The following is a 26,178-nucleotide window of genomic DNA, read 5'->3' as shown; positions in this document are numbered from 1 at the left end:
GAGCCAAGGCATGCCTTGGCTCTACATAATTCATATGCGACTTCAAATTCTTGTCTCTGTCTTTTTCTATTGCACATTTACAACATCCCTGGCAACTCCAATCGACCTGTCGAAGGCACGTATCGTCAATACCATTACGGATAAAAAAGCCATTGGCCGAACGGTTGAAATCCTCCAGCAGGAAGTTCAGAAACGTACTGGAATTCAATTACCTGTTGCTACCAAATTTCCAAGCGATAATCAGCCTGTGATTGCATTAGCGCTGGAAAGCAACGTAGCGCAGTTGCCTGCTACGTTCCGAACCGCAATTCAAACGCTACCTAAAACGAAGGCCGAAGGTTTTAGACTGGTAACTAGTTCTCAAAACAACGTAGTACTACTTGTTGGGCACGATGCGCGCGGACTGCTGTATGGCGTTGGAAAACTCCTTCGTAAACTGGAGATGCGAACGGGTAAAATCGACGTAGCAGAAAAGTTGTCGATAGCTACCAGCCCACGCTATCCGATACGTGGTCATCAGCTGGGATATCGTCCTAAAACCAATGCGTACGATGCTTTTTCGGTAGCGCAATTCGATCAATACATTCGTGAACTGGCGTTATTTGGTGCGAATAGTATCGAGATTATGCCGCCACGTACCGACGACGACTTTACCAGTCGGCACATGAAATTGCCTGCCATCAAGATGATTGGCGAACAATCTCGGATTTGCGCTGAGTATGGATTAGATGTCTGGATGTGGTACCCGAATATGGGTGAGAATTATTCGCACCCGGATTCTATTCGGAAGGAACTGGCCGAACGTAATGAGGTTTTTGCCGCCGTCCCAAAACTCGATGCGGTCTTCGTGCCCGGTGGTGATCCGGGCGAACTGGAACCCGACATACTGTTTTCGTGGCTCGAAAAAGAAGCACAGGTTTTGCATAAATATCATCCTAAGGCCAAAATCTGGGTTTCTCCGCAGGTTTTTCGTCCGACACAAGCTTGGTTCGAAGCATTCTATAAACACGTTAATCGTGGATACGATTGGTTTGATGGAGTCGTTTTTGGGCCGTGGGTCAAGGTGCCCGTTGATGAACTTCGGAAACGTATCAACCCGAACGTCCCGATTCGGCATTATCCCGACATTACGCATAATTATAGTTCACAATATCCAGTGCCGCATTGGGATTTGGCCTGGGCGATGACGCTCGGGCGGGAGAGCATCAATCCGCGTCCGCATGACGAAAAAGCCATTCATAACGCGCTTGATGAATACGGGGCGGGTAGCATCAGTTATTCAGAAGGGACGAATGATGACGTCAATAAATTCGTCTGGAGTGACCAGGACTGGAATCCCGAAACACCTGTTATTGAGACGCTACGTGACTACGCCCGGTTGTTTATTGGGGCTGATTACAGCGAATCAATAGCGCAGGGAATTCTTGCTTTAGAGCGAAATTGGCGCGGAAGCCTGCTAACGAATGACGCCGTCGACCGAACGATGATGCAGTGGCGAGCGATGGAAAAAACGGCCCCTCGTAACGTATTACAAAACCCTCGTTTTCAGATGGGTCAGATTCGGGCCTACTACGATGCGTACACCCGCCACCGGCTTCAATACGAAACCGATCTGGAACGACAAGCCCGTGAGCGGCTGGAAAGTATTGGCTCTGGCGGCTCATTAACCGCGATTCGGGAGGCCAATGCAATTTTGGAAAAAGCCTGGAAAATCCCCATTCTGCCAACGTATCGACAAACCTGCTTTGCCTTAGCTGATTCGCTATTTAAAAGCATCGGCGCTCAGTTGACCATTGAAAAGCACGGAGCCATGTCGGGACGTGGAAATTTTGTGGATAATATTGACATTCCGCTTAACGACTCTCCCTGGTTGCAATCGCAACTGGCGCAGATTGAAAAAATAACGGATGAGCAAGCGCGGCTACAGAAAATTCGGGAGATGCTTCATCGTACCGACCCTGGCCCTGGTGGGTTCTACGATCATTTTGGTGATCCAGCGAGTTGGTACCGCGTCGTTTCGGGAGAGCCGTGGGACAAAGATCCGGGCAGTTTACGTTCGCCCAGAACTGGATTTGGTGTGGGATTGGTGGGTGTTGAATGGGTAGACGAGATAAAAGCGACGGGTTTTAAAGGACAGATTACGCCCCGCGTCTGGATGAAACAGGCCAAAACATTGTATGATCAACCCTTAAAAATCGCTTATTCCGAACTTGACCCGACCGCTACGTACCGCATACGGATTGCCTACACCGGGCGCTTCCGTTCGCGTATGAAGCTCACCACCGACGATGGCTCAACAATCCACGATTTTATCCAAACGGGCGAGCAACCCATTTACGAATTCGACGTACCGAGAACAGTGTCGGCCGATGGTTCTGTTACGTTCATCTGGACCTGTGGCGAAGGTGAACGTGGCTCGCAGGTAACCGAAATCTGGCTAATCAGGAAACCATAAAAAATCGCTCTACAGCAGCTTCTATTCTGCTGTAGAGCAAACGGGCATCTATTAGTAACTTGGCGGAATCTTATTCCAAACGCTATCTAATTTTCTGGACATTGATGAAACATACGTACTGGCTCCTGTTACTGGGTTTTCTGATGAGTTACACGTTACCCAAAGACGTACCGGAAGCTGTTGAAGACCCAGAATTTCCGGATGCGATTGTCAACTTTACGCCTTACAAAAACAACCCTGTTTTCAAAGGAACAGGTACGTCTACCTGGGATGAAAACATTCGCGAACGGGGCTACATTTTACACGAGGGCGATACGTATCATTTGTGGTACACGGGTTATAAAAAAGGCAAAGGTGAACCCATGCAACTGGGTTATGCTACGTCGCCGGACGGGTTGAACTGGACGCGCTACGCCGGAAATCCGATCCATACCGAAACCTGGGTTGAAGATATGTCGGTGATTAAAGTCGATGGAACGTATTATATGTTTGCCGAAGGTAAGGGCGATATTGCCCATTTGCTGACCTCAACAGACCGGATTCACTGGCAGGAACGTGGGCCGCTCAATATTCACTACGTTGATGGCAAACCACTCAGTGAAGGTCCTTTTGGTACGCCCGCTATCTGGAAAGAGAAAGATATGTGGTATCTCTTTTACGAACGTAAAGACGAAGCTGTCTGGCTGGCGACATCGAAAGATTTGAAAATCTGGACGAATGTGCAAGATGAACCGGTACTAAAAAAAGGACCTGACACGTATGATAGTCACGCGGTGGCGATGAATCAGATAATTCGGTATAAAGGCCATTACTACTGCTATTACCATGCTTCGGCCTTCAAAGATTGGCGCGAATGGTCGACCAACGTAGCGATGTCAGACGATTTAATTCACTGGAAAAAATACTCCGGAAATCCTATTGTCGGCAATAATTGCTCCAGTAGCATTCTCGTTCCCGATGGTGATACGTACCGTTTATATACAATGCATCCGGCAGTGAATGTATATTTCCCGAAACGATGAAAAGGTACTTATTGTAAAATGCACCAACTATCACTCTAAAACGAGAATAAAATGAAATCGCGTTGTTCAACAGAACAACGCGATTTCATGAAACAAGAATAATTAATAGTTATCGGCGCGGTAGGAAAACTGATTGAAAATCAGATTAACAGCTTCCCTGACTTTGCCTTGCTGACGGTCGAAACCGTTGTCGGTTGTCAGACCTGACGCCCATCCTGTCCAGATTACCTGATCGGTCTTGGTATCGACAAGATTGATCAGAATAGTACCTGCGTCGACTTTTACATCCTTTTCTTCTCCAAGCGTCTGTACCTCACCGGGTCGGAAATAATCGGTTCCGCTGTTCGTGTATCCTCTGATGGTGGCTGGTTTGTCGAATACCCGAAAGTTGATCATGAGATCACCATTTTGGGGTAGGATTCTATAGCCCCGGCCGTCCATTGCAAAAGCCACTGCTTCCCGAACTTGTTTCTTTAGAGTCGCGTCGTTGAGGAAATAAAGACCAGCATCCTTTTTGCTCCCTATCTGCGATGCCCAACTATATGTTTTATAGCGACTAAAGTCTGTGTTGGGTTTGGCTTCGCTACTAACTACGACATTCTGTGCTTGTGTCAGGCTGGCAGATAGGGCCAGCACTGTGATGAAAAATAACCGTTTCATGTTTGCTTCGTATTAATTTAGGTTTTATTCTCTTTATTAACTTTATCCTAATGTAAGGTGCTTATTAAAAGGTAGTTAAATCGAAATTTGGATCATATGCGTTATCAATATCTACTGTATTCCAAGCGTAGCTAATGCGTTTGTTATGAGGTGCTATAACTGCTGCCGAGCAGTATAAATATGCTTTGTATGAATACAACGCGTAAATAAGCCGGGCTCTGAAACGCAAAGAGTGACGTAACGGAACCCGGCTTGTTCGCTTAAAATGTATGTATTTCATGTACTCTTCTGGCAAAAGTTAGCCATTCGCTACACGCCAGTTTTTGCCCGAAGTGTCTTGGGCATACGTATCAAAGAAGTAGATATAAGTTAAAAGGCTAGGCAGGGGTTCTTCGAAACGGGTTAATAATCGTAAATGTGCTCAATCTTCACCTGCTGGTCCTGAACGTAGCGGATGGTTTTATCCAGCCGGCCGACAGTGGTGACCAGGGCAACGCGTTTTGTACCGGGTTTGGTTAAGATGGGCTGCGTAAAAACGACCTGAAAATCGAGCAGATTCGGTTGCCAGGATTCCGGGCCAAGAATGGTTAGTAAAAGAGCGGAATTGTTACCCGCGATTTCTCGGAACGTAACACCTTGCTGGACCAATGCCGATGCGGCCGGATTAAACGCTTCGTAGCGGGGGAGAAGCAACAGCGCTGAGCCGTCGGGATAGGTTTGCAGTGTCTTGGACTTAGCAGGTAACGTAGCAGGGGCTTTATCGACAATGACGGCTGTCGTTAGGAGAGCTTCGTCATAAGCGGCTTTCGTGCCAAGTTTAATCAGATAGCCATAGCCTGCTTTTACCAGTAACTCCGTCAGTAACATGTACTTCCGTTCGCATTTTCGGAAGAAGTGCGGTCCCCAGAATGAGGTTTCGCGAAAGAGTCGGGGAATGCGTGATTTGAAATCAAATTCATACCAGGGCAGCTCCCGAATAAAATCGACGTAATCCTGCGTAAACTGCGCGTTGAATTTGTCTTCGTCAGTCACTACGTCGCCATTAGGTGGGTCTGTCAGTCGGCCAACGACCGTTTCGTAAAGTGCTTTCAGGGCGTACTCAACGGAGGTGCTTACGCCAATCACCCAAATCATGACGTGATAGCCCGTGTTGAACGGAAACGCTTCTTTAATCTGGTCATACATAATGCCGTAGCTCTGCCAGATCTGCCGAACGTGACTCATGTATGGGAACGTAGTGGTGGTGTGAGAATGGGCGTAATCGGCAATTTCGGCGGGACTGTGTACCAGAAACCATTCTGGATACGTCAGAAACGTCTGGTCGGCGGGGCGAATATGTTCTTTGGGCGTGACCGGATGCTGGTTACTCACCAGCCAGTCTTTAGGAACAACGCACCCTTTCCCTGCCGGAATAGTCAAGTTATTACGCTTGCCGCGAAAAAACAGGAAAATAGCCAGCACAGCCATAATCACTGCAAGAATCGGAAGTCGGAGCATAAGTTACGGAAGGTTAATAATTCCAGGTTAAATTGGCGATTCGGAACGTAATCTGGCGCGTACCCTGCCCGGCAAATTCAACGTCGACAGTCATGTTTCGGGATGCTTTCAATTGACGGATAAACTCCTTTTCAGAATCGAAAAAAATTACATTGGCACTTCCATTCTCAGCTGCCGAAAATGCATACTTAACAGGTGGCCGACTATCGAAACGAACGCGGGCATTTCCGCCCTGAAAACTTCGGTTAAACTGCCCTTTTGATACCTGAATGTACACGTGCGTATCACTTTCCCGTTTGCGCAGCGTCAACGTAGCAACCGAACCGCCCGAATACGGAAACTCAAACTCCAGTAATTTCGGCGACGTAATGGACGCTTTATAAACGGTACGTCCTTCTTTATCAACTCGGTTACTATACTGCCACGTATCGCTTCCGGCTACGTTCCCTTTACCAGAAACCTGCGTTTTTGTTACGTTGTCAACGGGCCGTACCGCATTCGTATCCGACGTAATGGCCGACGGTTTTGTGGCGGTCGATGGCGAGGATTTCTTTTTCTCGGCGCAACCCAAAAAGGTGAAAAGGATTACCAAAAGAACCCGGCAGCTCGAACCCAACGTAGCGTTTTTTGAATCGCCAATCATCACTTTTTGGTGAACAAAGCCATCGTATTATCCGACGGGTCGTTGGCCTGAAGCAACCGCTTTCCGGCGTCGGTAAATCCAGCCTTTTCAATGATTTTACTCCATTCCTCAATGGGTTTGAAGTCTTTGTAATCCTTCTGGTCGACTTCCCAGGTGATATTCAATCCCAGATTAAAAACCGTATGTACCAGCGACACGAACGTAGCCATATCAGGGGTCTTAACGTCGTGGTCGCGGAGGATGAACCACCCGCCCGGCCGCAGAATCCGATGAATGGACGCCAGAAATCCCGGAAGTTTTTCGGGACGTGTGTGGTGCAGGCCAATCAGACACGTAACCAGGTCGACGCTCGCGTCAGGAATTTCGCTGGGGGTGATCGGGTCAAAATCCTGCGATTCGATGAACGTACCCAGTTTAGCTAATTGCCCCCGTTCCATAATATCAGCAGGGCTGAAACTGGGCGCTTCATTGTTAATCAGGTAAATAGGCCCACTCACAGGCAGGCTTTTACGCAAATCGCTGATATATCGGCCTGTTGAACCAATTTCGACGTAGCCATTGACCTGCGCACCGGCGGGCAGTAATTCCAGCATTTGCTTGGTCATTTCCTTTTTCTGAACCTTCAGCGCCGGTAGCGCATAGGTCAGTTCCGACAGAAACGGCTTGATGCTGGAGAGTTTATCCTGGATTTTTTTATAGATCCGTTCATCTGTGGTTTCGGTTTTGGTGACCTCGCCAATCAAATGATGGAACTTGTCTTCAGGGTATAAATGAAACACGACCTGAAGGAAGCGGTAAAACGCATCACGGGGTTTGGTGTTGTCAAAAACGGCGTGAAATTCTGAAGTTGCCATGTGGTTTTAAAGTTATAGGGTCATAAAGTTGTAGGGTTGTAAAGTTGTAGGATTTGAAGGCACGCCAATCAACTCTACAACTTTATAACTCACCTGTATAATACGTATCCCAAAATACATTTCGAAACCGGAAATCCGGGTCCAGTTTTTTCTTCAATGCAAACAGTTTGCCCGCGTTTGGATAAGCCCGATGAAACTGCTCCGACGTAGCATGTGCCTGATAGGGAAGGTAATACGCTCCTCCTACCGAGACAACTGCGTCAATCAGTTCGCGGGTCCATATAGCAACCGCGTTTTTGGCGACGTTGTTTGTGCGCTGCTTGTAGTACACCACAAACGCAAAGACTTCTTCGCGTGCCCAGGCGAGATACGAGCCCGCATCAGGCAAGGCGTGACGTACCGATACGTTAATCACATTGACCCGATAGCGATTAAAAATCTCGCTCATTTTCGCGGCAAATTCCTCGAAATGACGTACCGGAATAAAGTACTCCTGCAAAACGTAGGTGCGCGATGACCGCGAACGGGGTTCCAGTTCCGCTACGTCGTAACCAGCCTCGTAGTTGCGCCAGTGGATAGGCTTGGACATATACAGAAGCGGATCAACAATATACTCGCGACGCCATCGGCCGAACATGGTTTCGGTAAATGCCCACATGAAATATCGCTCCAGCGGATAGGATTCGCGTAGCGGCATCAGGCGGGTTTTTACGGTTGGTTTTTTATCTGTTTTCACCCACGTAACGGCCCGCATGTTCATGAACGCGGGCGGATACATGTCGCCGTTGTGAAAAACGGCTTCGGTATTATCCCGTATAGAATTCAAGAAATATTGACGATACTTCGAATAGGTCAGTTTGTGAAATTGGCGTTCTACGGCAACGTTATCTTCCAGATCCAGCTCGGCCGTTACGATGACGCCCAGCCCATTGTAACCGCCAATTGCTCCGAAAAAAATCTCCGAATTTTCCGTTCGGCTGGCTTTTACCAACGACCCATCGGCCAGCACCAATTCGATCGAACGCACCGACAAAATCAGTGGCCCGTGTCCCATGTAACGCCCGTGAACATTTACACTCAGCGACCCGCCAACGGTAAAATTGGCGTATGTCTGCATGATTTTGACACTCAGATCGTGCTGGTCAACGTAGCGTTGGATGTCGCACCAGCGAATACCGGTTTGCACCAGAATCGTTTTGGCTTCTTTCGAAAAATTCAGCACCTGATTCAATCCGCGCATGTCGATGTGGAGACTGTTCGGGCTGGCCGTTTGCCCACCCATGCTGAAGCGCCCGCCACCGACTGAAATCGGCCCGGTAGTCGTTCGAATACGTTCCTGTAATTCTGCAATTGACGCCGGGCGAAATGCGTCGGCTACGACTACCGGATTCAGTTTCGTTACGTCGTTGATGATACGTTCCGACGTAGTGCCGCCCGGAACCGGCAGTCCGTTGTCGTTTTTTAGATAGTCAGCGGCTTCATTCGGAACGGTACCGAATTGATTTTTTACTTTGTCGCCCCGCCGAAACCCGAGTCGATAAATTAACCAAAGAGCGCCAAGTACCGGAATTAAAACGGCTAATAACCAATACCCTGAGCGGTTGGTATCGTGCAGCCGTTTGGTGGCTGTGGCCGTTAAAGAACCAAGCAGAAGCGGATAGAGAACATACGTAGCGCCTTCGCCGAGACCATCATAAAGAAGCGTGTGCAGTACGTAAAACGTACTCCAGATAAATACCGAAACGAGCCAGTACGTCGACCGGTTGATACGTCCACGGAGGGTAAACAGAAGGTAGCTAAGGGGTAATTTGTCTTTCAGACGCATAGGTCTGGCAAATATAGCCGGAAACCAATCAGTTGCCTGATTCACAAGGATTCACCTTACTGAAAGGCAGCGCTGAACGTGGTTGATCCTGTTGATGTATGGAAAAATGGTATTATCACCATCAACTGGCTAAAACACATGTTTGTTATGAGAAGACGCCGAACCTACGTACCGCTACGTATCGATTTTACACCATTTGTATCAATCGCGCTGTTGCTGATTATCTTTTTCTTCTGGACGAAACTAGCGGCAAAACCGAATGTAATGCGGGCCTATCTGCCGGAACGGTTTTGCTATTGGGGAGCGGGCCTGGTGCCTGATGCCAATATTTTGCTATTGAAAAATAACCGTATCGGTTTTCTGACTTATAGTGCCGACGGCACCGAGGCCGAACTTGTAGAAACTGGCTTTTCTGCGAATGGACTCAAAAAGAAATTGGCCGGTATTATGTCGAATCACGATTATGGCGCCGTTGTCATGGTTACACCTACGAAAGAATCAACCTACAGGAATCTAGTTGATATACTGGATGAACTGCGAGTTGCCGGTAGGATTTGGTATCAGCTAAATACGTCGCTAACGCCAGAGGAACAGGCACTTCTGCGGCATTATGATCATTATAAAATCAGTCAGCCTACCCAAACGCGCCTTCTGATTCGGAAATGAACGTATCAATCAACGCGGCTGACTCCGATCCAGAATCCGTTTCAAACGACCGCCGATAAAACTGCCCACAAAAGTCAGAATCATGGAGCCGTACAGACTGAAAATTTCTACCTCACTATCTACATTATTGGTCGGATGCTCCAGAAAAAAGGTGTAGACAATCCAGATGGTAGCCGCCTGTATAATTGCCAGAAACCAGCCTCTACGTGGCTCCAGCACACCCACTGCCGTGGCCGTCAACGTAGCAACTAGGAAAGGAAGGTGAGCGGCTATGGCAATCTTGATACAATATAATAATAGCGCACATCCAAGAAGGGTGAGCGCTACGTTCAGGATAAGTTTTCGGTCGAAAAAAGAAGCATTCATAGGTGACGAAAAACAAAAGTGAATAGTAAAACATGCACAGCCTCAGCATGCTCTACTATTCACTCTACATTTTTCAGTTCTTACTGGTTCACGTAAACGCTGCCGCTGCTGGCCGATAACGTAACGGGAATACCACCGCCGTTGAGCGTCCCTTTGATGCGGTTTTTATCGGTGTCGCCACTGAAGTTGTTCAGCGGGATTTTGATGTTGTTACCGCTCAGGTTGAGGGTCAGGCCTTTATCGAGTGGCATTCGTACGTGGATGCTGCCTGCACTGGTGCTCAATCGAACGTATTGACCAAGTTTCGACAACGATACGTCGACGCCACCGGCGCTGGTGCTGGCGTCGATGCTGCCTGCTACGTCGGCCAGTCGAATTGACCCGCCTGACGTACCGGCTTTTACGTCGCCTTCGATGCTTTCGCCGTGTACGCTGCCGCCACTGGTTTGCGCATCGACGTTGCCTTTCAGATCGTTCAGGCGGATGCTGCCACCCGACGTGTGCAGGCGCATCGCTCCCGAAGACGATTTTGCTTCAATCGACCCGCCCGATGTTTGCAGATCTAGCTGGCCCGACGGACCGGCTATGCAACGGTCGAGGTGAATGCTGCCGCCGGAGGTTTGCCCGTTTACGTCGCCTTTAATGTCGTTCATGTGCAGGCTGCCACCGCTGGTGCGGAATTTCTGATTTCCCGTCAGCGACGCCAGATGAATGCTGCCTCCCGACGTACGCAGGTCGGTTGTTACGTTGCGAGGGGTGTAGAATTTAAAGCCAATGCTGAGCGATTTTTTCCAATTGTTGTCGTTGCCTCGGCGTTTGGCAATGGCCACAATGGTGCTGCCTTCCTGAGCGATGGTAATGTCGTAATCCTTCAGGCGTTCTTCGATTTCTTCTTTATCGAGTTTGTTGTTCCAGTTGTTGGCCCGCACATACATTTCAACTTTGGCGTTCATGTCGGTGCCGCCTTCAATGGTCAGGCTGCCGCCCGATGTTTCGGCACGCACTGCGTTGATGTTGCCCGAGAAGGTTTTGGTTTGGTAAGGAGTATCGCGGTCGTCGTTGCCATTGTTGGCCAGGGTGGTTAGCGAGAAGGTTGCTACGCCAAGCAAAGTCAGAAAGAATTGATTTCGTTTCATACGATGTTGTTTAATATACGGCTGAAAGATGCCGCTCGCTTGACGAAGGTTGCATGAACGGTTTCAAAATCTGCCATCTCGACCAAAACTATTTTAGTAGAATTCGGTGGTTTATATAATTACGTATGTTCATTTTGAGGGTATAATAATTAATTTTATGTCTAGAAATACCTATAGCCGTAGCATTGATACTCACTCTTGAAGAAATTCATTCACTGTGATTATTTGCCAGATATAGTAGGCTGATCTTCTTCAATTGACTATTTTTTGGTTTGAATTAAGCTATGAGCCTAAATAACCTTTCGAGAATAAAGAAAACAGGAACGTTTGTCCTTCTGACGAATTCCTTCGCTTGACACAAGTTTATCCAGGCTCAATAAACAGGCCCTAGTCGTTAATTAGTAATTGTCTTATTACGTATCGTGATTCTTAATCCTCTATGAACCACGTTTTTACCCGAATTCTCTTACTGGGCTTTTTGCTGGTCAGTACCCAGACGACAAAGGCGCAAAATGCGGTGATTGATAGCATGCGCCATCGGCTTTACGTCCCCATGCCTGATACGTCCCGCATCTACGTCTACTACGATGTTGTTTTATATTTTTATAAACGTAACCAGCTCGATTCCACTACGTTGTATCTGGAAAAGATGCTGCCTATTTGCCAACGGGCACGTTTCAAAGCAGGTTTGGGCTACTATGAAATGATGACCGGCCTACTGGACCGTATACGGGGTAACTATGAAACCGCAGTAACCCATTTACAAAAAGCCCTTACGTTGTATGAACAGAGTACCATGCCTTCCGATGTAGGTATGGTTTACATAAGCCTGGGTTATTTGTATAAACAGATGGGAGAAATACATCATCTGACCGATTTAAACCGGAAAGCCATTCATTATTTACTACTCGGTGTTCCTATTAATAAGGCCTCGCCTGTACTGTATCGGCTGGTGCAGAATTATATCAATCTGGGTATAAACTACGAGGATCTGAATGAAATGGAAACGGCTCATCATTACTACCTTTTGGCTCAGGAGCGGGCTGAAAAAATTCCTGATGGTGAAGATTTTTTACGGACTGTTCTAAATAATATCGGCAACCTTTATCTGAAACGACGGAAACCCGAACAGGCTATTCCCTATCTAAAACGATCGCTGGCTATCAACCAGAAGCTCCGCCGGCCGTCCAGTATGGTGCATAATTACCGGAACTTATCAACCGCTTATCTGGACATTAATCAGCCAAAAATTGCGCTGGATTATGCGCATCAGGCTCTCGCTACGTTGCCGCAAACGAATGATGCTACGTTAAGCCCATCGGTACTTCGGGTATTGCGTCAGGCACTGGCTGCTACGGGTCAATATCAACAGGCTTACGAGTATTTTCTTAAAGAGAAATTGGGCGAAGACTCGTTATTGACGATCCAGAAAGCGCAGGCAATCACTAAGTTGCAGGGGCAATACGAACAAAAAAAAGCGCAGGAACTGGCCGCTATTCAGGCTCGGCTCGAACTCGAAAAAACGCGGGAAGTGTCGCAAATAGAAGCCCACAACGCCCGCGAAATTGCGCAGATTGAAGCCGATCGTAAACGGCGGGTTGCCCAGATTACGGCTCAGGCCGAAGTGGAGAAAACCCGCGCAGTAACGGAGGTACAAACCCGTTACGAAACGGCTAAAAAATCGAAACAGATTGTTGAATTAGACCAGCAGAATACCCGTAGAATGAATCAAATGGCCTATCTGGGTGGCGGGCTAGGGCTGGTTTTGCTGCTGTTGGGCGTTAGTGTTGCTCAGTATCGAACCATTCGAAAAACGAACGGAAAGCTGGTCGATCAAAACCAGATTATCGTGACCAGTAACGAACAATTGGCCGAGCAATCCGACCAGTTGCGGACGTTGATACGTGAATTGCACCACCGGGTCAAAAATAATCTGGCCATTGTGTCGGGATTGCTCAGCCTGCAAACGTATCGCCTGACGGATTCGGGTGCGATTGAAGCCATGCAGGAGAGCCAGCGACGCGTGGAGGCTATGGCGCTGATTCACCAGCGATTGTACCGAACCGACAAAACAACGGCGATCGATATGGCGGCATACATCACCGAATTGGCTGACGGCCTGCGGGTTGCTTATGGATATGAACCGGATGGATTTGATTTGACCGTTCAGGTAAGTGCCGCAAATCTGGACGTTGATGTGGCGATCCCATTGGGGTTAATTCTGAATGAACTACTAACTAATTCGTTCAAATACGCTTATGCGCAACGGTCGGCGCAGGGCGAAAAACCAGTTTTACTAGTGGCTCTTCACGGTAAAAAAGAACTTACGCTCGAAGTTCAGGACAATGGACCGGGGGTAGATTTAAACATTTGGCAGAATCCCGATGTTGAATCGACTTCGTTTGGTCGGCAACTGGTTTGGGCTCTCACCGAGCAGCTTGAGGGAAATCTTTCGGTATTGAACCGCCCTGGAGCTTATTTCCGACTGACAATTCCGCGATTGAATTAATCTGTAAACCCTGATGGGAAGCGAGCAGCTACGTATTTTGATTGTTGAAGATGAAGCCATTCTGGCCCTCGACCTGAAAGCCAAGCTACAGAGCGAAGGGTACGTAGTAGTCGGTACGGCTCCAACCGGAGCGCGGGCATTGGAGATTTTCGGGCAGCAACCCGTTGATTTAGTCTTGTGCGACGTGCATCTGAAAGGCGAAATAGATGGCATAGAAACCAGTCGGCAACTGCTGGCGATTCGGGTGGTTCCCTTAATTTACCTCACCGCTTTTTCGGATGCTGATACGTTACGTCGCGCCAAGCAAACGGCTCCCGCAGCGTATCTGGTCAAACCCGCTAACATTGCCCAGCTACGTATCGCCATCGAGTTGGCCATTAGTAATTTTGCCCGGATTAGTGCAACGCCAGCCAGTAAGCCTGTCTCCGACGTAGCGCCTGACGGCGACCGCGACTTGAATCGGGATACGATTCTACGTATTGAAAATCAGATTTTTATTAAAAGTAATCAGCAGTTTGTACGTATCAACCTGGCCGACGTACTGTATCTATCTGCCGAAGATATCTATACGACCTTCGTTACGTCGCAGAAAAAATACGCGCTACGTCTGTCGCTGGGGCAAGTGCTAGAACGTATTGATTATGGATGGTTTGTCAGAATTCACCGTTCGTATGCTGTAAATATCGGCCATGTCGACGCCTTCAACGAGCAGGAAGTGAACATTGGAGCCATGCAGATTCCGCTGGGGCGCTCGTATCGGGAAACGTTTATTCGTCGGTTTACTTTTCGGTGAATATAGTTTCAATAAGTTCACCTACCAAACCAGGTTATTTACCTACCATAGAGGGACGCTGACCTACATTCTACAGCAAAAAAGTGCCCAAATGAGCAGATTTGACGAGAGAATGCAACCTGCACCGGTTGTTCACCTTCCTCAAAATGCTTATGATTACTTTTTACTTCCATCGCCTAAAACGCCAGTTTCCTCGTAGAACAGGACCGTTTGCACTGCTCCTGTTTATGCTGGCTTTCCAACCCGTAGTGGCCCAAACGATCCGCTACGTGAAAACGAGTTCGTCTGGTTCAGGGAACGGGTCATCCTGGGCCAATGCCACGAGCGATCTCCAGCAGGCCATCAACGCCAGTAACGCCGGCGATCAGGTCTGGGTAGCCGCCGGAAGTTTCAAACCGGGACCCGCTGGCAATACCGATCGGACAATCAGCTTTACGTTGAAAAGCGGGGTATTAATCTATGGTGGTTTTGCCGGAACCGAAACCGCGCTAGGCCAGCGCCAACTCTCCAGTCCGTCGTCTACTACGTTGTCGGGCGAACTAAAAGACCCGGCGAGCCGACTCGATAACAGCTATCATGTGATACGTAACACGGGCGCACTAGCTAACGGTACTACGTTGGATGGCTTTACCATCAGTGGTGGGTATGCCGATGGCGACGGTGCAAACATGTGGGGTGGCGGCTTGGTCAATACGCCAGCGGCCAACCTGACGGCATTCATCAAATTGCTGAACTGCTACTTCACCAATAACTACAGCCGAACAACGGCCGGGGCTATTTTGTCATTCGCCACCACCAATGGATCGACTACGCTGGAATGTTACAACTGTACGTTTGATGCGAACTCGACCAAGTACGCTGGTGGAGCTGTTTTTATGGGCCGAAACGAATATGACCAGCAATACATGACAAACGCTGGCACCAACAAAGGAACCTTTGAAGACTGCGTATTTAAAAACAACAAAAACTTTCAGGAAGGACAGGGAGCCGCGGTTTTTCTGAATAATCGTAACGACCAGAACAGCATCAATACCTTTAGAAGGTGCTTTTTCAGAGACAACCTGTCTACCAACGAGTTGAATGGACCCAAGAATAATACGGAAGCGGGAGCCGTATACAATCTCGATGGGTCACCCAAGTTTATAAGCTGCGGTTTTACGGGGAATTCAGCCAATAATGGTGGGGCGTTCACTACCTATAATAACAACCAGTCTTCGCTGGCCCGGCCGACATTTACCAATTGTAGTTTCACGAAAAACGTGGCTGCGGGCAGCTTTCCGGAAGGTAGCGTTTTCTATGTAGGAACTCGCTCACGCGTTCTTCTGGAAAATTCGATTGTTTTCGACAACGGAGGCAGTAATACCATTCGCGTTTATGACACCGGATTTTCATCGGTGTCGGCCACGTCATCTTTATTCGACAATACGGTTACGACCTTCACCGGTACCGGCAACAACGCGACCGCTACCAACCCATTTAGTAATACGACTACGCTGGCCACGCTCCCTTGTACGCCTGTCCTAAATGGAAGCTATCCGGCTCTGGCGACTCCGGCGCTGATTGGCACGATTGATTTAGCAGGGAACCCCCGGCTGGTCGGCAATGCGGTGGATCTGGGCGCTGTAGAATATCAGAGTGCACTCACTACTGCCGCAGGCGGAACGATCACTTATTTGAACCGAACCGGCTCGACAACAATTTGTGCTGGAGCCAGATTAACAACCCTTCGCAGTGGCGACGATGGTTTTGCTCCAAAGGGCTATGCCTGGGAAAGTAGAACGAATGGCGGCTCCTGGCAGACCATCAGTGGGCAAAATGGTACTACACTACCCACTATAGAACAAATAGTGAATGGGCAAACCAGAGAATTCCGGCGGCTTTCAATCGATTGCAATAACACACCCGTCTATAGCAACGTACTGACGTTTGTTCCTTCCAGTACGGTTATTTCGCCCGGCAGTATTAGTGGGCCGCCCTTAGTACCCGCACCACAGGAAGTAGTGCTTTCGTTTACCAGCGTAACAGGCGGATCGGCTGAAGCATCGCCTTTTACTACGTACTGGCAGCAAAGTGATGATAATGGCGTCAGTTGGGTAACGCTTTCCAACACAAATGCGCAAAGCACTACGTTACCCGCGCTGAATGCCGGCGAAAACACGTCCAAAGAGTTTAAATTCAGACGTATCACCTCGAACGTTTGTAGCCTGACGGCGGCTTCGAACGTAGTGACCGTGAAAGTTGTGAACACGGTTGGGCTTATTTCAGGAAAGGTAGTTAGTCGCGACGGTATTACGCCGGTTGGGGGCGTTACAATTACGGCGGTACGTAACACGACGGGATTGGCCGGTAGTCCGGGAACCATGACCTACACCGCCGTAACGAGCGATGGCAGCGACGGGGCGCAGGGAACGTATCGAATTCCGGTATACTGGGGGATGACGAATACCACAACTCCGGCTTCGGTAACCGCATCGCTGTTTACCATTACGGCCAGTTTTACCGGGCATACGTTTTCAGACCCGCAGAATCGGACGCTCAACCAATTCAACTCGCAGGTGAGTGACGTAAACTTTACAGACTATACTACGTTCTCGATCAGTGGTTCTGTCAGCCAAACCTGTCCGGATTGTATTACGGGCACCACTGGGCAAACACCAGGAACCGGTTTTGTCAGTTGTCCGCTCGATTCCGTTCAAATGGAAGTGCGTGGTGTTGGCTATTTGAACCAGAGCCAGAGCGGCTTTCAGAATGATCAGTATGGGCGGTATGCGCTGGTCGTGCAGAATCCGACATCTTACACCGTGTCGGCATCCTACAAAAACCTGACGTTTACACCGCCTACGCAGCTGATTAACGTAACGAGTGATGTGTACAACTTAACCTTTACGTCGCCCACTTCCCGAACCATCGAAGGGCGAATCTCGGCGGGTTGCGACGATGCGATTGGCTCGGCTGTTTTAGAATTTGCGGATATTTTGCCAAATGCCGCCGACGGTACAACACGCACCTCGTGCTTCCGAAAACAAATAAATACGACCAGCGACGGCTATTTTCGGGTGGCGCTGCCTGCCCGCAAGTACAAAGTCAGGGTAGTCAGTTTTACGGCAAGCACAACTTCTGTAATAGGAACGGACGTAGCACCATTTATCAACACACTTCCAGGGGATTCGCTCATTCGCGATCTGACCAGCACGACCGCCGTTACAAAACTCAACCTCGTTTTTCAGCGCCCACCAACCCTGGCATTGGTAGGTCTACCAGCGGCTTGTAACCTGCAAACACCAGCGGTACTGGAACAAGCGCGGCCTTATTCGCTATCCGTAGTTGCTTATCAGGGGCCGGTTAGCAAGGGATGTTTGGTGCCAAGTGCTCCCGTTGCCAGCACGGCTACCAGTACGTCGGCCAGCAATACGTCGGCCACCAGCCAGACCGTGCTGGTAAAGACAGACATACGTACCGGCGAAGACGAAGAAGCGAAATTTAGTTTGGTGAAGTCAGTAGTGAGCCTGACCATTACGCCGGGCGTGCCCAACATTATCAGCCCATACACCCGGTCAATTAATGCGCAGTATACAGATGCCTATGGGCGATTGGCTACTATCGGGCCTGTTCCGGTTGTGGTGACGGGTTTAAAATCTGATACCGCTACGTATACTACCTCCTCTCCCGAAATACCGCTGTTAGTATTGCATGATCCCCCGGGAGACAATAGCTACAGTAAGTGGAGTAAGAGCACCTCGCAGGAGCGGGCCGTGAAGTTTTACAGTGCCACGAATAACACCACCAACGCCTGGCTGGAAGCCAAACTGGGTACGAAGTTTTCGACGGGAATAGGAGTCGAAATTGAAAATGAAGTGTGGGGAAAGTTGGGCGGCAACGTAGAAACGTCGGTTAGTAGAAACTCGGGAGGAGAAACAATTCTGAAATCGACAATTCAGGACGACGTATCAACGTCTGGCTCCCCCGATTATATTGGCGATGCGGCCGACGTATTTATTGGTGGTGCCCTCAATTTCTTCTACACAACGGCCACGGTTATTTCAGTCAATCCGGCTTCGTGCAGTGTGGTGTCGACCAAGCAAATCGTTATGGCGCCGAATGGCATTAAAACGCAGTTTTACTATACGGATGACGACATTCGGAATCTGGTTATTCCGAAACAGCGACTGATTGCTACGACCAACCCAACCAGCCTGTCGGCTCAGGAAGCCCTTCGGCAGATCAATGTGTGGGAGCAGGTGCTCAAACGGAATGAAGACAATAAAAAACAGGCTGAGTTTGTCGAAAACAGAACGTTCGGTAGTGGCGTTGAAATCAGTAAGACCCTGACGCGCTCGGCTTCGAAATCCACGACGATCGAATTTGCAATGTATATCGATGCGGGTGTTGCTGCGAGCGCAGGTCTTGAAATCGGTGGTTCAGGGGGCGAGCTTGGGACTTCCGTTAATTTCAAAATGGAGTCGGGCGGTAGCAATACACAGACTGAAACCGAAGAAGTTAGCACGGGGTATTTCCTGAAAGATGACGATCCGCGCGACAACATTACGGTCGATATTAAAACCGACCCGGCCTACGGCACGCCTGTTTTCTCGGTGCTCGGTGGCGAAACCAGCTGCCCGGCTGAACCCGGTACCATAACGCGCGATTTAGCTCAGTTCAACGCTCCAGTTACAACGGTTAGCAATGTTGCGGCTACGGGAACGGCACAGTTCTCCATTGTGGTGGGCAACATTAGCCAGATAATTACCGACCCTAGCCGAAATTACATTGTGCGGTTTGAGCCGAGTAGTAATCCGGGAGGGGCAAGAGTCCTGATCAACGGTAGCCCAGGTCCTGTGTCGGTTCCGGTGAACCGGCTGACGCAAACGACGTTAATCGTAACCGTGCAGCGTCCTGATAATGGCAGCTCTAACGTCTTTGCGTTTGAAGGGCTACAATTCAGGATCACAGACGGCTGCGACTCCGACCTGGGTGCCGACGGCCGCGACATTGCCAACCCAATTCTACTGTCGGCTTTCTTCCAGAGTCCGTGTAGTTCGGCTAGTCTGGTTACGCCCGAAACCGGCTGGATTTCAGCGCGCGCTGATAATGACCGCATTCCGGTTCAGATTGCGGGCTACACGCAGGCGAATCTTAGCAAGATTACGCTGCAATACCGCGAAACCGGGGGCGGCAACTGGCTCGACGCGTTTAGTCTGAATGCGAATCAATTGGCCAACAGCGTAAACGGTACGCAGGCAACGATGAACACCAGTAGCATAGCCGACGGTGGTTATTCGTTACGTCTCAAAATCGAATGTCCAACGGGCAACGGCGGTACCAATATTACGTATTCGACCCGGGTTGACGGCGTTATTGATCGGACACCGCCCGAGCGTTTTAGTAATACGTTGCCGGCGAATGATACGTATGCACCGGGTAGTGTCATTGGTATTACGTATAACGAACCGCTGGCCTGCGGACGACTCACGAGCAGTAGCGCTACGGTCAAACGAGTATCGAATGGACAGGTGATTCCTGTATCGGTAGGATGCTCGAACAATCAGGTTGTGCTGTTGCCATTAGCCAGTTTGTCGCCTTACATGGGTGAGTTGATGAGCGTTACGTTAACGGGCGTAGCCGACCAATACGGCAACGTTCGCTCGACGGCCGATAGCTGGAAGTTTGCGGTGGGTAGTGCCGCTGTCGCAACGGGGAATACGGCGCTGTCGGTAACCATTAGCAACAGCCCGATTTCGGAAAGTGCGACTACACCGATGAGAGTTGTCTTCAGGTTACCACAGCAGACGACGAATAACGTACTGGTAAATTTCAGCATGGGTGGTACTGCTACGTTCGGCACTGACTATACCGTTACGGCGTCAGGCAATCAACCGGTCTCAGCGAGCATCAACGGAGCACTTGGCTCAATCATGATTCCGACCGGTAGTACGTCTGCTACGTTGCTCATTACGTCCGTTAACGACGCCATCTATGAACCCGATGAAACGGTGATTATTAATCTGCTCGAAGGCGGAAACTACAGTATCAGTGCGGCTTCGTCGGTAACGGCGGTCATTCTGAATGACGACCCGCTGACTAATCCAGATGTGATCACCAGCGTACGTAACGGTAACTGGGAAGACCCTTCAACCTGGGATTTAATGCGATTGCCTTTAGCAACGGATCAGGTGATTATCAACCAGAATCACACCGTTACGTTGTCGACAGCAGGATCAGCCAAAAAGGTAATACCCAAAATCAACTCTCGATTACGAATGCCGTTGTCAACATCAAAATTGCGGTTGGCGTTGTAGCGAATTGGGGAACTTTGAGGTAAAAACAACGTAGCATACGTCAAGGACGTATGCTACGTTGTTTTTAGGCTAGATTTAGCTAGAGTTCTACGTTCAGCGTATTGTAATTTCGACGCGCCGGTTTTTACTACGTTCGCCCTCCGTCAAATTACCAGTAATAGGCTGCTTCCCGCCCAAACCTTCGGTCGTGATACGTTCCTGATCGATACCACGTCGGTAGAAGTAATTAGCCACTACGCGCGCCCGATTTTCTGATAGTGCTACGTTCAGACGAGGATCACCCACATTATCAGTATGGCCTGCTACGTGAATATGCCAGGCAGGATTCGCGCTCATTGCCTGAACCACTTTGTTCAGCTCATCGGTCGATTCGGGCAGCAAAACGTAACTGCTTTGCTCAAACTGCACATGCCGTAGCACAATTGTCTGACCGGGTTTTAGTACTAACGACGCTTCAGTAACTGGTTTTGGGGTAATGGCCGGTTTGGTTGTCAGCGAATCGCGGGTACTTATTTTTTTCGTTTGAGACGGTTTAATATCTGGTGTTTTTGTCCTGATCGCCAGTTTTTTCGGTGGAATTACTTTTGGTGGTATAACAGCCTTGGTCGTTGGAGTGACCGTTGCGGGTTTGGTTGATGGGGGAGGGGTGGGCGCCTTTTGGCTATAATACTTTGCGGTGATGAGCTCTCCGGGTGTCGTGAACTTGTCTATGATAATGCGTTTAGTGTCAGGGCGTTGCCAGTAAAGCTGAATTTCGCCCCCCATCATGTCATTGAAATAATCCACGCGTAAATCATAGTAACGGCCAGCTTCCAGTGTAATGCTTCCCGTGTAACTATTGCCGTCGTTCAACTGCCAGGAGTCCAGTACTTTTTCGTTGCCGACCCAAACCCGGATACCATCGTCGACACGGGTATAAAACTGATAACGGCCCGTGGCCGACGCCAGTAGTTTTCCCGACCAGCGAACGGAATAATAGGAGTGCGGAATACCCTTACCGGGGCTACCAAATGTCCAGTCGAAACTGATTTGCGGATCGATGCGCGAAAACACTTTTCGTTCAAATTTCATGTCCGCATAGTAATCACCCCGCAGCCCCGACTGCGCGAACGCCTGTCCGAAAATGAGCCCGAATGCTATCACCCAGAATGTAACGGATCGTCTCATCGGTCGTTTTTTGTGATAAAGATGACACTTGGTAAAGGCTGATTGTTTGCTGGTAGTCGGGCGTTAAGAAACTTTAACTTATTCTGTTCGAGAGGTTTTTGCTGGAAAGATTAATGCTTCCCGATGAGCCGGTGCCAAACCAAGTAATTAACCTGGAGAATCGAACGACGGATTTACGAACCATTTTACTTAATTGTAATCTCGACGCGCCGGTTTTTGCTACGTTCCCCTTCTGTCGAATTGTCTGAAATGGGTTGTTTGCCGCCAAATCCTTCGGTGGTGATACGTTCCCCGTTGATGCCATGTCGAGTCAGGTAATTAGCCACTACGCGTGCCCGATTTTCCGACAGTGCTACGTTCAGCCGGGGATCACCGACGTTATCGGTATGGCCCATTACGTGAATATGCCAGGTCGGATTGGTGGTCATCACCCGAACAAGTTTATTTAACTCATCAGCTGATTCGGGTAACAATACATAGCTGCTCTGTTCAAACTGCACATGACGTAACACAACTAGCTGGCCGGGTTGCAAGGGCGTCGGAGTTTCAGCGGGTGGTTTTGAGACGGTTGCAGGCGTGGGAGGTAACGTATCTCGGGAAGTGATTTGCTTAACCGGAATTGGTTTAACAACTGGCTTTTTTAGAGTAAGAGCCAGCTTTTTTGGAGGAATCGTTTTCGGCGGTATCGAAGCCGTAACAGTCGGTTTTGGTGGCGCAGGCTTTGGAGCGAGGGGAGGAACAGGCTTTTTTTGAGAGAAATACGTTGCTGGAATCAATTCATCTGGTGTTTTAAATCTGTCCAGAAAGGTCAGTCGGGTGTCGGGTCTTTGCCAGTAAAGACGGATAGCACCCCACTCGATGTCGTTGAAATAATCTACCCGCAAATCATAATACTGTCCAGCTTCCAGCGTAATGCTTCCGGTGTAATTCTTATAGCTGTTTAACCGCCAGGATTCGAGTACTTTTTGATTACCGATCCAGACGCGTATGCCATCGTTGACGTGGGCATAAAAACGGTATTCACCACTAACAGGCGCCAGTAATCTACCTGTCCATCGAACGGAATATTCGGAACGGGGAATCCTTGGATCGGGGCTGGTATTCGCCCAGTCAAAGCTGATTTGCGGGTCAACTCGGGACATAACTTTTTGCTCGAAGTCAATGCCCGCATAATAGTCACCCCGTAGCCCGGACTGCGCCAATAACTGGCCCGTCAATAGCCAGAGCAAGGCAATTGATAAAGTAGTCAACCAGTTCATTAGTAGTCGTTTGGGATTACTAAGTAGGCGTTGTATTTCTTTGGGAATCAGTTGTTAAGAAGTATCAGCGTAGCGAACGAATTTTCGTCAATCATTCGCTACGTTGTCGGTCGGATTATTCGGTTCGAATACTTTTGGCAGGGTTGGCCAGCGCAGCCCGGACTGATACGCGCCCCACGGTTAGCAACGTAATGCCTGTAACCAATGCCAGTGTTAAGACAAATACCCACCAGCCGAGGTCGATGCGGTAGGCGTAACTTTGCAGCCAGCCATTCATTAGAAACCAGCCAACGGGCGCAGCCAGCACAAAGCCAATAAGCAGAAGCCACGTAAACTCACGTCCGAAAAGCCAGATTAGTTGCTGGATACTAGCTCCCAGCACTTTCCGAACGCCAATTTCCTTCTGCCGGGTTTCGGCCATGAACAGCACCAGGCCGTATAAACCCAGGCAACCAATCAGGATAGCGACGAGCGAGAAAACTTGTGCCAGGGCCAGCAAAATCCGTTCGGTAACGTAGAAGTTGTCCAACTGCTCATCCACAAAAGAAGCTTTGAAAACGTACTCAGGAAACAGTTCATTCCAGGTACGGTCAATGGCGGCAAGCGTAGCTGTTACGTTGGCAGGGTCGATACGTAGCGCGGCCATGTCGTTCTCTTTGTAATAGTTAAGCAGCACCAGGGGCTGAAGCCCGATACGTAGTTCGCCCATGTAAAAATCGTTGATCACACCCACAACAGTTCGGTCGGCACCCCAGATATTGATTCGTTTGCCTAAGACGCTATTCATCGATGACACACCCAGTTGTTTCACCATCGTTTCGTTCACCAGCACCTCGTTATTGGTAGTATCGTTGTTGCGGAAATTCCGTCCGGCCAGCAGTTTTAGGTCAAACACCGATAGGTAATTCTTGTCGCCCACCTTCACCCGAGTCTGGAATTTCTCGGGTTGCGTGTGCGTGTCGAACGTAAATGGTAACGGCGGGCGATGGGGTGCGGCCGGCGGCTCTACACCCAACGTAACAGCCTCAACACCTGGAATTTGCCCTAACCGGGCACGTAGCGTCTGCTGTTTAATGGGATTGTCAGTAGGAACGGGAATCGTGAGAATGGATTTTTTCCGGAACCCCAGATTAGCCACCTTCATGTACCCAACCTGCGTCATCATCACGATAACGCCGATGCAGAACAACTGTGTGATAAAGAACTGCGTAACCACCAGACTTCGGCGCACCCGTAAACCACCAACCTGTTGCGAAGTCATTCGCCCATGCAGCGCCACCACCGGTTTGAAACGCGCCAGTACCAGCGACGGATACAATCCCGCCAGTAAGATGACTCCCAGAACCAGTCCCACAAACCAAATCAGCGACCGGGGAAGAAAGAGATCGAGGATGGAGAGGTCGGCATTGAGCATATGGAGAGCGTTGTTCAGCGCTGGTAGAGCCAGTTGCGCCAGCAACATCGCCAGTAACGTAGCCGATAGTGTGAGCAAAGCTGTTTCGGTCATGAACTGGCCGACCAGTTGCCAGCGCGTACTACCGACGGCTTTCCGAACACCAACTTCCTTCGCCCGTTTCAACGCGTGGGCGGTTGCTACGTTGATGAAGTTGATGCAGGCACCGCCCACTAGAAACAACCCCACCGCAACGAGCACATAAAGAATCATGTAGGGTGATTCGCCCCCGTATTGTGGGTTATGGCTCAAATCGCGGAGGGGCAAGACGTGGAAATCGAGTGCTTTGGCTTCTTCGGTACGCAGGTATTTCTGGCGGATGGCGGGCAATACGTTGGTAAGCTGGGCAAGGGGCGTACCTTCGCGCAACGTAACGAAACACACAGTGGTTACGTTTTCCCAGGATTCCATATCCTGTTGGCCGTTACCGCCTGACAACGTGGGGATTGTGCTATAGGAAACGAGACATTCGTAACGAAGTTTGGTGTTGGAAGGCGGGTTTTTAATAATGCCTGTAACGGTCAAATCAACCTGATTATCGAAACGTAGTACCCGCCCAACAGCCTGCGACGTACCGAAATATTTCTCAGCGTATCGTTCGGAAAGGACTACCGTATTCGGAGCCGATAAGGCTGTTTTTGGATTTCCCTCAAGCCAGGCTACGTCGAAAACCTCAAAAAATTGAGGTTCTGTGAAGCAGAGCGTGCGCGATTCTTCAAACTTTTTGCTCATCCCACCTTTCCCATCGGGTACGCCCACTACGCGCCTGAACACATTCTCCAGCCGGACGGCGCTCTCCACAAACGGATAATTCCGACGTAGCACTTCGCCTAATGGTCGGGGGGTAGCATCGGTTGGTGTTACGTTTTCGTGCCGGATGTCGGTCACAACCCAATACGTACGTTTCGCTTTGCTATGATACTGGTCGAAACTGAACATGTAGCTAACCAGCAGAAAAATGACTATTCCACACGCTAGTCCAATCGATAAACCGATGATACTGATGAGGTTGACCCGGCGATACCGCCAGAGATTACGTAGCGCAATTTTAAGGTAATTCTGTAGCATGGCTTCGGCTGAATTGAGAATATATAATGAGCAAATATATAATTTTCTTTAATATAAAGAATATAATATTATTAATGATACTTTTATTTTGTTTCGAAGGTTTCTCTTCTTTGTAGCTTACATGAAGCCATAAAAAAACAGGCTACCGTTTCGAAACGGTAGCCTGTTTTTTGTTTGTTGGTCAGTAGATTAATGCGACATCAGCAGTCGACGCTGTTTCGCTAAATCTTCTTTCTTCACGAACGTAATGGGCACAAAATCATCGGTGGGCGAACCAATGTAATAGAGTGTCCAGTCCTGATCGTAACCGGCTAGCATCTGTCGGATGCATTCGACCCGGTCGAAGGTAGGCACGATGCAGTCACTCCAATAGAACAACTCCACGCGGTAATGGAGGGCTTGTTTTTGCCCGTTAATGGTTACGTCGATTTCGATTTCCTGCTTTCCAGGCATCGAAGAAATGGGAATGGCGATGTAAGACATAGGTTTTAAAAGTTGTAGAGTTATAA

At 49.1% G+C, this 26,178-nt stretch carries 17 protein-coding genes; 6 read left to right on the top strand and 11 right to left on the bottom strand.

Annotation, left to right across the window (positions count from 1 at the left end; genetic code table 11):
* Positions 1-34 precede the first annotated feature (34 nt).
* Together ACYVF1_RS18230 and ACYVF1_RS18225 are read left to right on the top strand one after the other, a co-directional pair.
* Positions 35-2,455: a hypothetical protein gene (locus ACYVF1_RS18230; protein ID WP_461081407.1), complete on the top strand. Its 2,421-nt coding sequence runs from the start codon at positions 35-37 to the stop codon at positions 2,453-2,455.
* A gap of 104 nt (positions 2,456-2,559) precedes the next feature.
* Positions 2,560-3,477 (top strand): glycoside hydrolase family protein, encoded by a 918-nt coding sequence (locus ACYVF1_RS18225; RefSeq protein ID WP_461081405.1) that lies wholly within the window; start codon positions 2,560-2,562, stop codon positions 3,475-3,477.
* A gap of 102 nt (positions 3,478-3,579) precedes the next feature.
* On the opposite strand, the gene ACYVF1_RS18220 is transcribed toward ACYVF1_RS18225, so the two are convergent.
* The 5 genes from ACYVF1_RS18220 to ACYVF1_RS18200 form a co-directional block, all read right to left on the bottom strand.
* The gene (locus ACYVF1_RS18220; protein ID WP_461081403.1) at positions 3,580-4,137 is read right to left on the bottom strand and encodes a DUF4136 domain-containing protein; all 558 of its coding nucleotides are present in this window, start codon (positions 4,135-4,137) and stop codon (positions 3,580-3,582) included.
* Between the two features lie 402 nt (positions 4,138-4,539).
* Positions 4,540-5,634: a hypothetical protein gene (locus ACYVF1_RS18215; RefSeq protein WP_461081401.1), complete on the bottom strand. Its 1,095-nt coding sequence runs from the start codon at positions 5,632-5,634 to the stop codon at positions 4,540-4,542.
* Between the two features lie 13 nt (positions 5,635-5,647).
* Positions 5,648-6,277 (bottom strand): hypothetical protein, encoded by a 630-nt coding sequence (locus tag ACYVF1_RS18210; protein ID WP_461081399.1) that lies wholly within the window; start codon positions 6,275-6,277, stop codon positions 5,648-5,650.
* A complete protein-coding gene (locus ACYVF1_RS18205; protein WP_461081397.1) occupies positions 6,277-7,131 on the bottom strand; it encodes a class I SAM-dependent methyltransferase in 855 nt (284 codons plus the stop codon). The genes ACYVF1_RS18210 and ACYVF1_RS18205 overlap by 1 nt, the downstream gene beginning before the upstream one ends.
* 82 nt (positions 7,132-7,213) lie before the next feature.
* Positions 7,214-8,956, bottom strand: coding sequence for an FAD-binding protein (locus tag ACYVF1_RS18200; protein WP_461081395.1), 1,743 nt, complete (start codon positions 8,954-8,956; stop codon positions 7,214-7,216).
* Between the two features lie 147 nt (positions 8,957-9,103).
* On the opposite strand from ACYVF1_RS18200, the gene ACYVF1_RS18195 reads away from it, so the two are divergent.
* Positions 9,104-9,622, top strand: coding sequence for a biopolymer transporter ExbD (locus ACYVF1_RS18195; RefSeq protein WP_461081393.1), 519 nt, complete (start codon positions 9,104-9,106; stop codon positions 9,620-9,622).
* A gap of 9 nt (positions 9,623-9,631) precedes the next feature.
* On the opposite strand, the gene ACYVF1_RS18190 is transcribed toward ACYVF1_RS18195, so the two are convergent.
* Positions 9,632-9,988 (bottom strand): hypothetical protein, encoded by a 357-nt coding sequence (locus ACYVF1_RS18190; RefSeq protein WP_461081391.1) that lies wholly within the window; start codon positions 9,986-9,988, stop codon positions 9,632-9,634.
* 80 nt (positions 9,989-10,068) lie between these two features.
* The gene (locus ACYVF1_RS18185) at positions 10,069-11,124 is read right to left on the bottom strand and encodes a DUF4097 family beta strand repeat-containing protein (RefSeq protein ID WP_461081389.1); all 1,056 of its coding nucleotides are present in this window, start codon (positions 11,122-11,124) and stop codon (positions 10,069-10,071) included.
* A 439-nt stretch (positions 11,125-11,563) separates the two neighbouring features.
* Between ACYVF1_RS18185 and ACYVF1_RS18180 the strand changes: the two genes are divergently transcribed.
* The 3 genes from ACYVF1_RS18180 to ACYVF1_RS18170 all read left to right on the top strand — a co-directional run bounded on the left by ACYVF1_RS18180 (position 11,564) and on the right by ACYVF1_RS18170 (position 20,722).
* The gene (locus tag ACYVF1_RS18180) at positions 11,564-13,633 is read left to right on the top strand and encodes a tetratricopeptide repeat-containing sensor histidine kinase (RefSeq protein ID WP_461081387.1); all 2,070 of its coding nucleotides are present in this window, start codon (positions 11,564-11,566) and stop codon (positions 13,631-13,633) included.
* A 13-nt stretch (positions 13,634-13,646) separates the two neighbouring features.
* Positions 13,647-14,426: a response regulator gene (locus ACYVF1_RS18175; protein WP_461081385.1), complete on the top strand. Its 780-nt coding sequence runs from the start codon at positions 13,647-13,649 to the stop codon at positions 14,424-14,426.
* Positions 14,427-14,578: 152 nt separating this feature from the next.
* Positions 14,579-20,722, top strand: a complete 6,144-nt coding sequence (locus tag ACYVF1_RS18170) for an Ig-like domain-containing protein (protein WP_461081383.1) — start codon at positions 14,579-14,581, stop codon at positions 20,720-20,722.
* A gap of 93 nt (positions 20,723-20,815) precedes the next feature.
* On the opposite strand, the gene ACYVF1_RS18165 is transcribed toward ACYVF1_RS18170, so the two are convergent.
* The 4 genes from ACYVF1_RS18165 to ACYVF1_RS18150 all read right to left on the bottom strand — a co-directional run bounded on the left by ACYVF1_RS18165 (position 20,816) and on the right by ACYVF1_RS18150 (position 26,152).
* Positions 20,816-21,889, bottom strand: coding sequence for an OmpA family protein (locus ACYVF1_RS18165; RefSeq protein ID WP_461081381.1), 1,074 nt, complete (start codon positions 21,887-21,889; stop codon positions 20,816-20,818).
* A gap of 185 nt (positions 21,890-22,074) precedes the next feature.
* Positions 22,075-23,148: an OmpA family protein gene (locus tag ACYVF1_RS18160; protein ID WP_461081379.1), complete on the bottom strand. Its 1,074-nt coding sequence runs from the start codon at positions 23,146-23,148 to the stop codon at positions 22,075-22,077.
* A gap of 115 nt (positions 23,149-23,263) precedes the next feature.
* On the bottom strand, positions 23,264-25,669 hold the full coding sequence (locus ACYVF1_RS18155; RefSeq protein ID WP_461081377.1) for an ABC transporter permease: 2,406 nt from the start codon (positions 25,667-25,669) through the stop codon (positions 23,264-23,266).
* A 189-nt stretch (positions 25,670-25,858) separates the two neighbouring features.
* Positions 25,859-26,152 (bottom strand): hypothetical protein, encoded by a 294-nt coding sequence (locus ACYVF1_RS18150; RefSeq protein WP_461081376.1) that lies wholly within the window; start codon positions 26,150-26,152, stop codon positions 25,859-25,861.
* Positions 26,153-26,178: the final 26 nt, after the last annotated feature.

This window comes from Spirosoma flavus, from assembly GCF_054778555.1.
Note: the sequence above shows the minus strand (reverse complement) of the source record. Positions and strands in the feature narration are given on the sequence as shown.

Bases quoted from the DNA above. Each gene is read 5' to 3' on its own strand.
- ACYVF1_RS18155 (WP_461081377.1), bottom strand. From the start codon at position 25,669: ATGCTACAGAATTACCTTAAAATTGCGCTACGTAATCTCTGGCGGTAT.
- ACYVF1_RS18175 (WP_461081385.1), top strand. From the start codon at position 13,647: ATGGGAAGCGAGCAGCTACGTATTTTGATTGTTGAAGATGAAGCCATT.
- ACYVF1_RS18165 (WP_461081381.1), bottom strand. From the start codon at position 21,889: ATGAGACGATCCGTTACATTCTGGGTGATAGCATTCGGGCTCATTTTC.
- ACYVF1_RS18220 (WP_461081403.1), bottom strand. From the start codon at position 4,137: ATGAAACGGTTATTTTTCATCACAGTGCTGGCCCTATCTGCCAGCCTG.
- ACYVF1_RS18215 (WP_461081401.1), bottom strand. From the start codon at position 5,634: ATGCTCCGACTTCCGATTCTTGCAGTGATTATGGCTGTGCTGGCTATT.
- ACYVF1_RS18205 (WP_461081397.1), bottom strand. From the start codon at position 7,131: ATGGCAACTTCAGAATTTCACGCCGTTTTTGACAACACCAAACCCCGT.
- ACYVF1_RS18195 (WP_461081393.1), top strand. From the start codon at position 9,104: ATGAGAAGACGCCGAACCTACGTACCGCTACGTATCGATTTTACACCA.
- ACYVF1_RS18160 (WP_461081379.1), bottom strand. From the start codon at position 23,148: ATGAACTGGTTGACTACTTTATCAATTGCCTTGCTCTGGCTATTGACG.
- ACYVF1_RS18225 (WP_461081405.1), top strand. From the start codon at position 2,560: ATGAAACATACGTACTGGCTCCTGTTACTGGGTTTTCTGATGAGTTAC.
- ACYVF1_RS18150 (WP_461081376.1), bottom strand. From the start codon at position 26,152: ATGTCTTACATCGCCATTCCCATTTCTTCGATGCCTGGAAAGCAGGAA.
- ACYVF1_RS18170 (WP_461081383.1), top strand. From the start codon at position 14,579: ATGATTACTTTTTACTTCCATCGCCTAAAACGCCAGTTTCCTCGTAGA.
- ACYVF1_RS18200 (WP_461081395.1), bottom strand. From the start codon at position 8,956: ATGCGTCTGAAAGACAAATTACCCCTTAGCTACCTTCTGTTTACCCTC.
- ACYVF1_RS18185 (WP_461081389.1), bottom strand. From the start codon at position 11,124: ATGAAACGAAATCAATTCTTTCTGACTTTGCTTGGCGTAGCAACCTTC.
- ACYVF1_RS18230 (WP_461081407.1), top strand. From the start codon at position 35: ATGCGACTTCAAATTCTTGTCTCTGTCTTTTTCTATTGCACATTTACA.
- ACYVF1_RS18180 (WP_461081387.1), top strand. From the start codon at position 11,564: ATGAACCACGTTTTTACCCGAATTCTCTTACTGGGCTTTTTGCTGGTC.
- ACYVF1_RS18190 (WP_461081391.1), bottom strand. From the start codon at position 9,988: ATGAATGCTTCTTTTTTCGACCGAAAACTTATCCTGAACGTAGCGCTC.
- ACYVF1_RS18210 (WP_461081399.1), bottom strand. From the start codon at position 6,277: ATGATTGGCGATTCAAAAAACGCTACGTTGGGTTCGAGCTGCCGGGTT.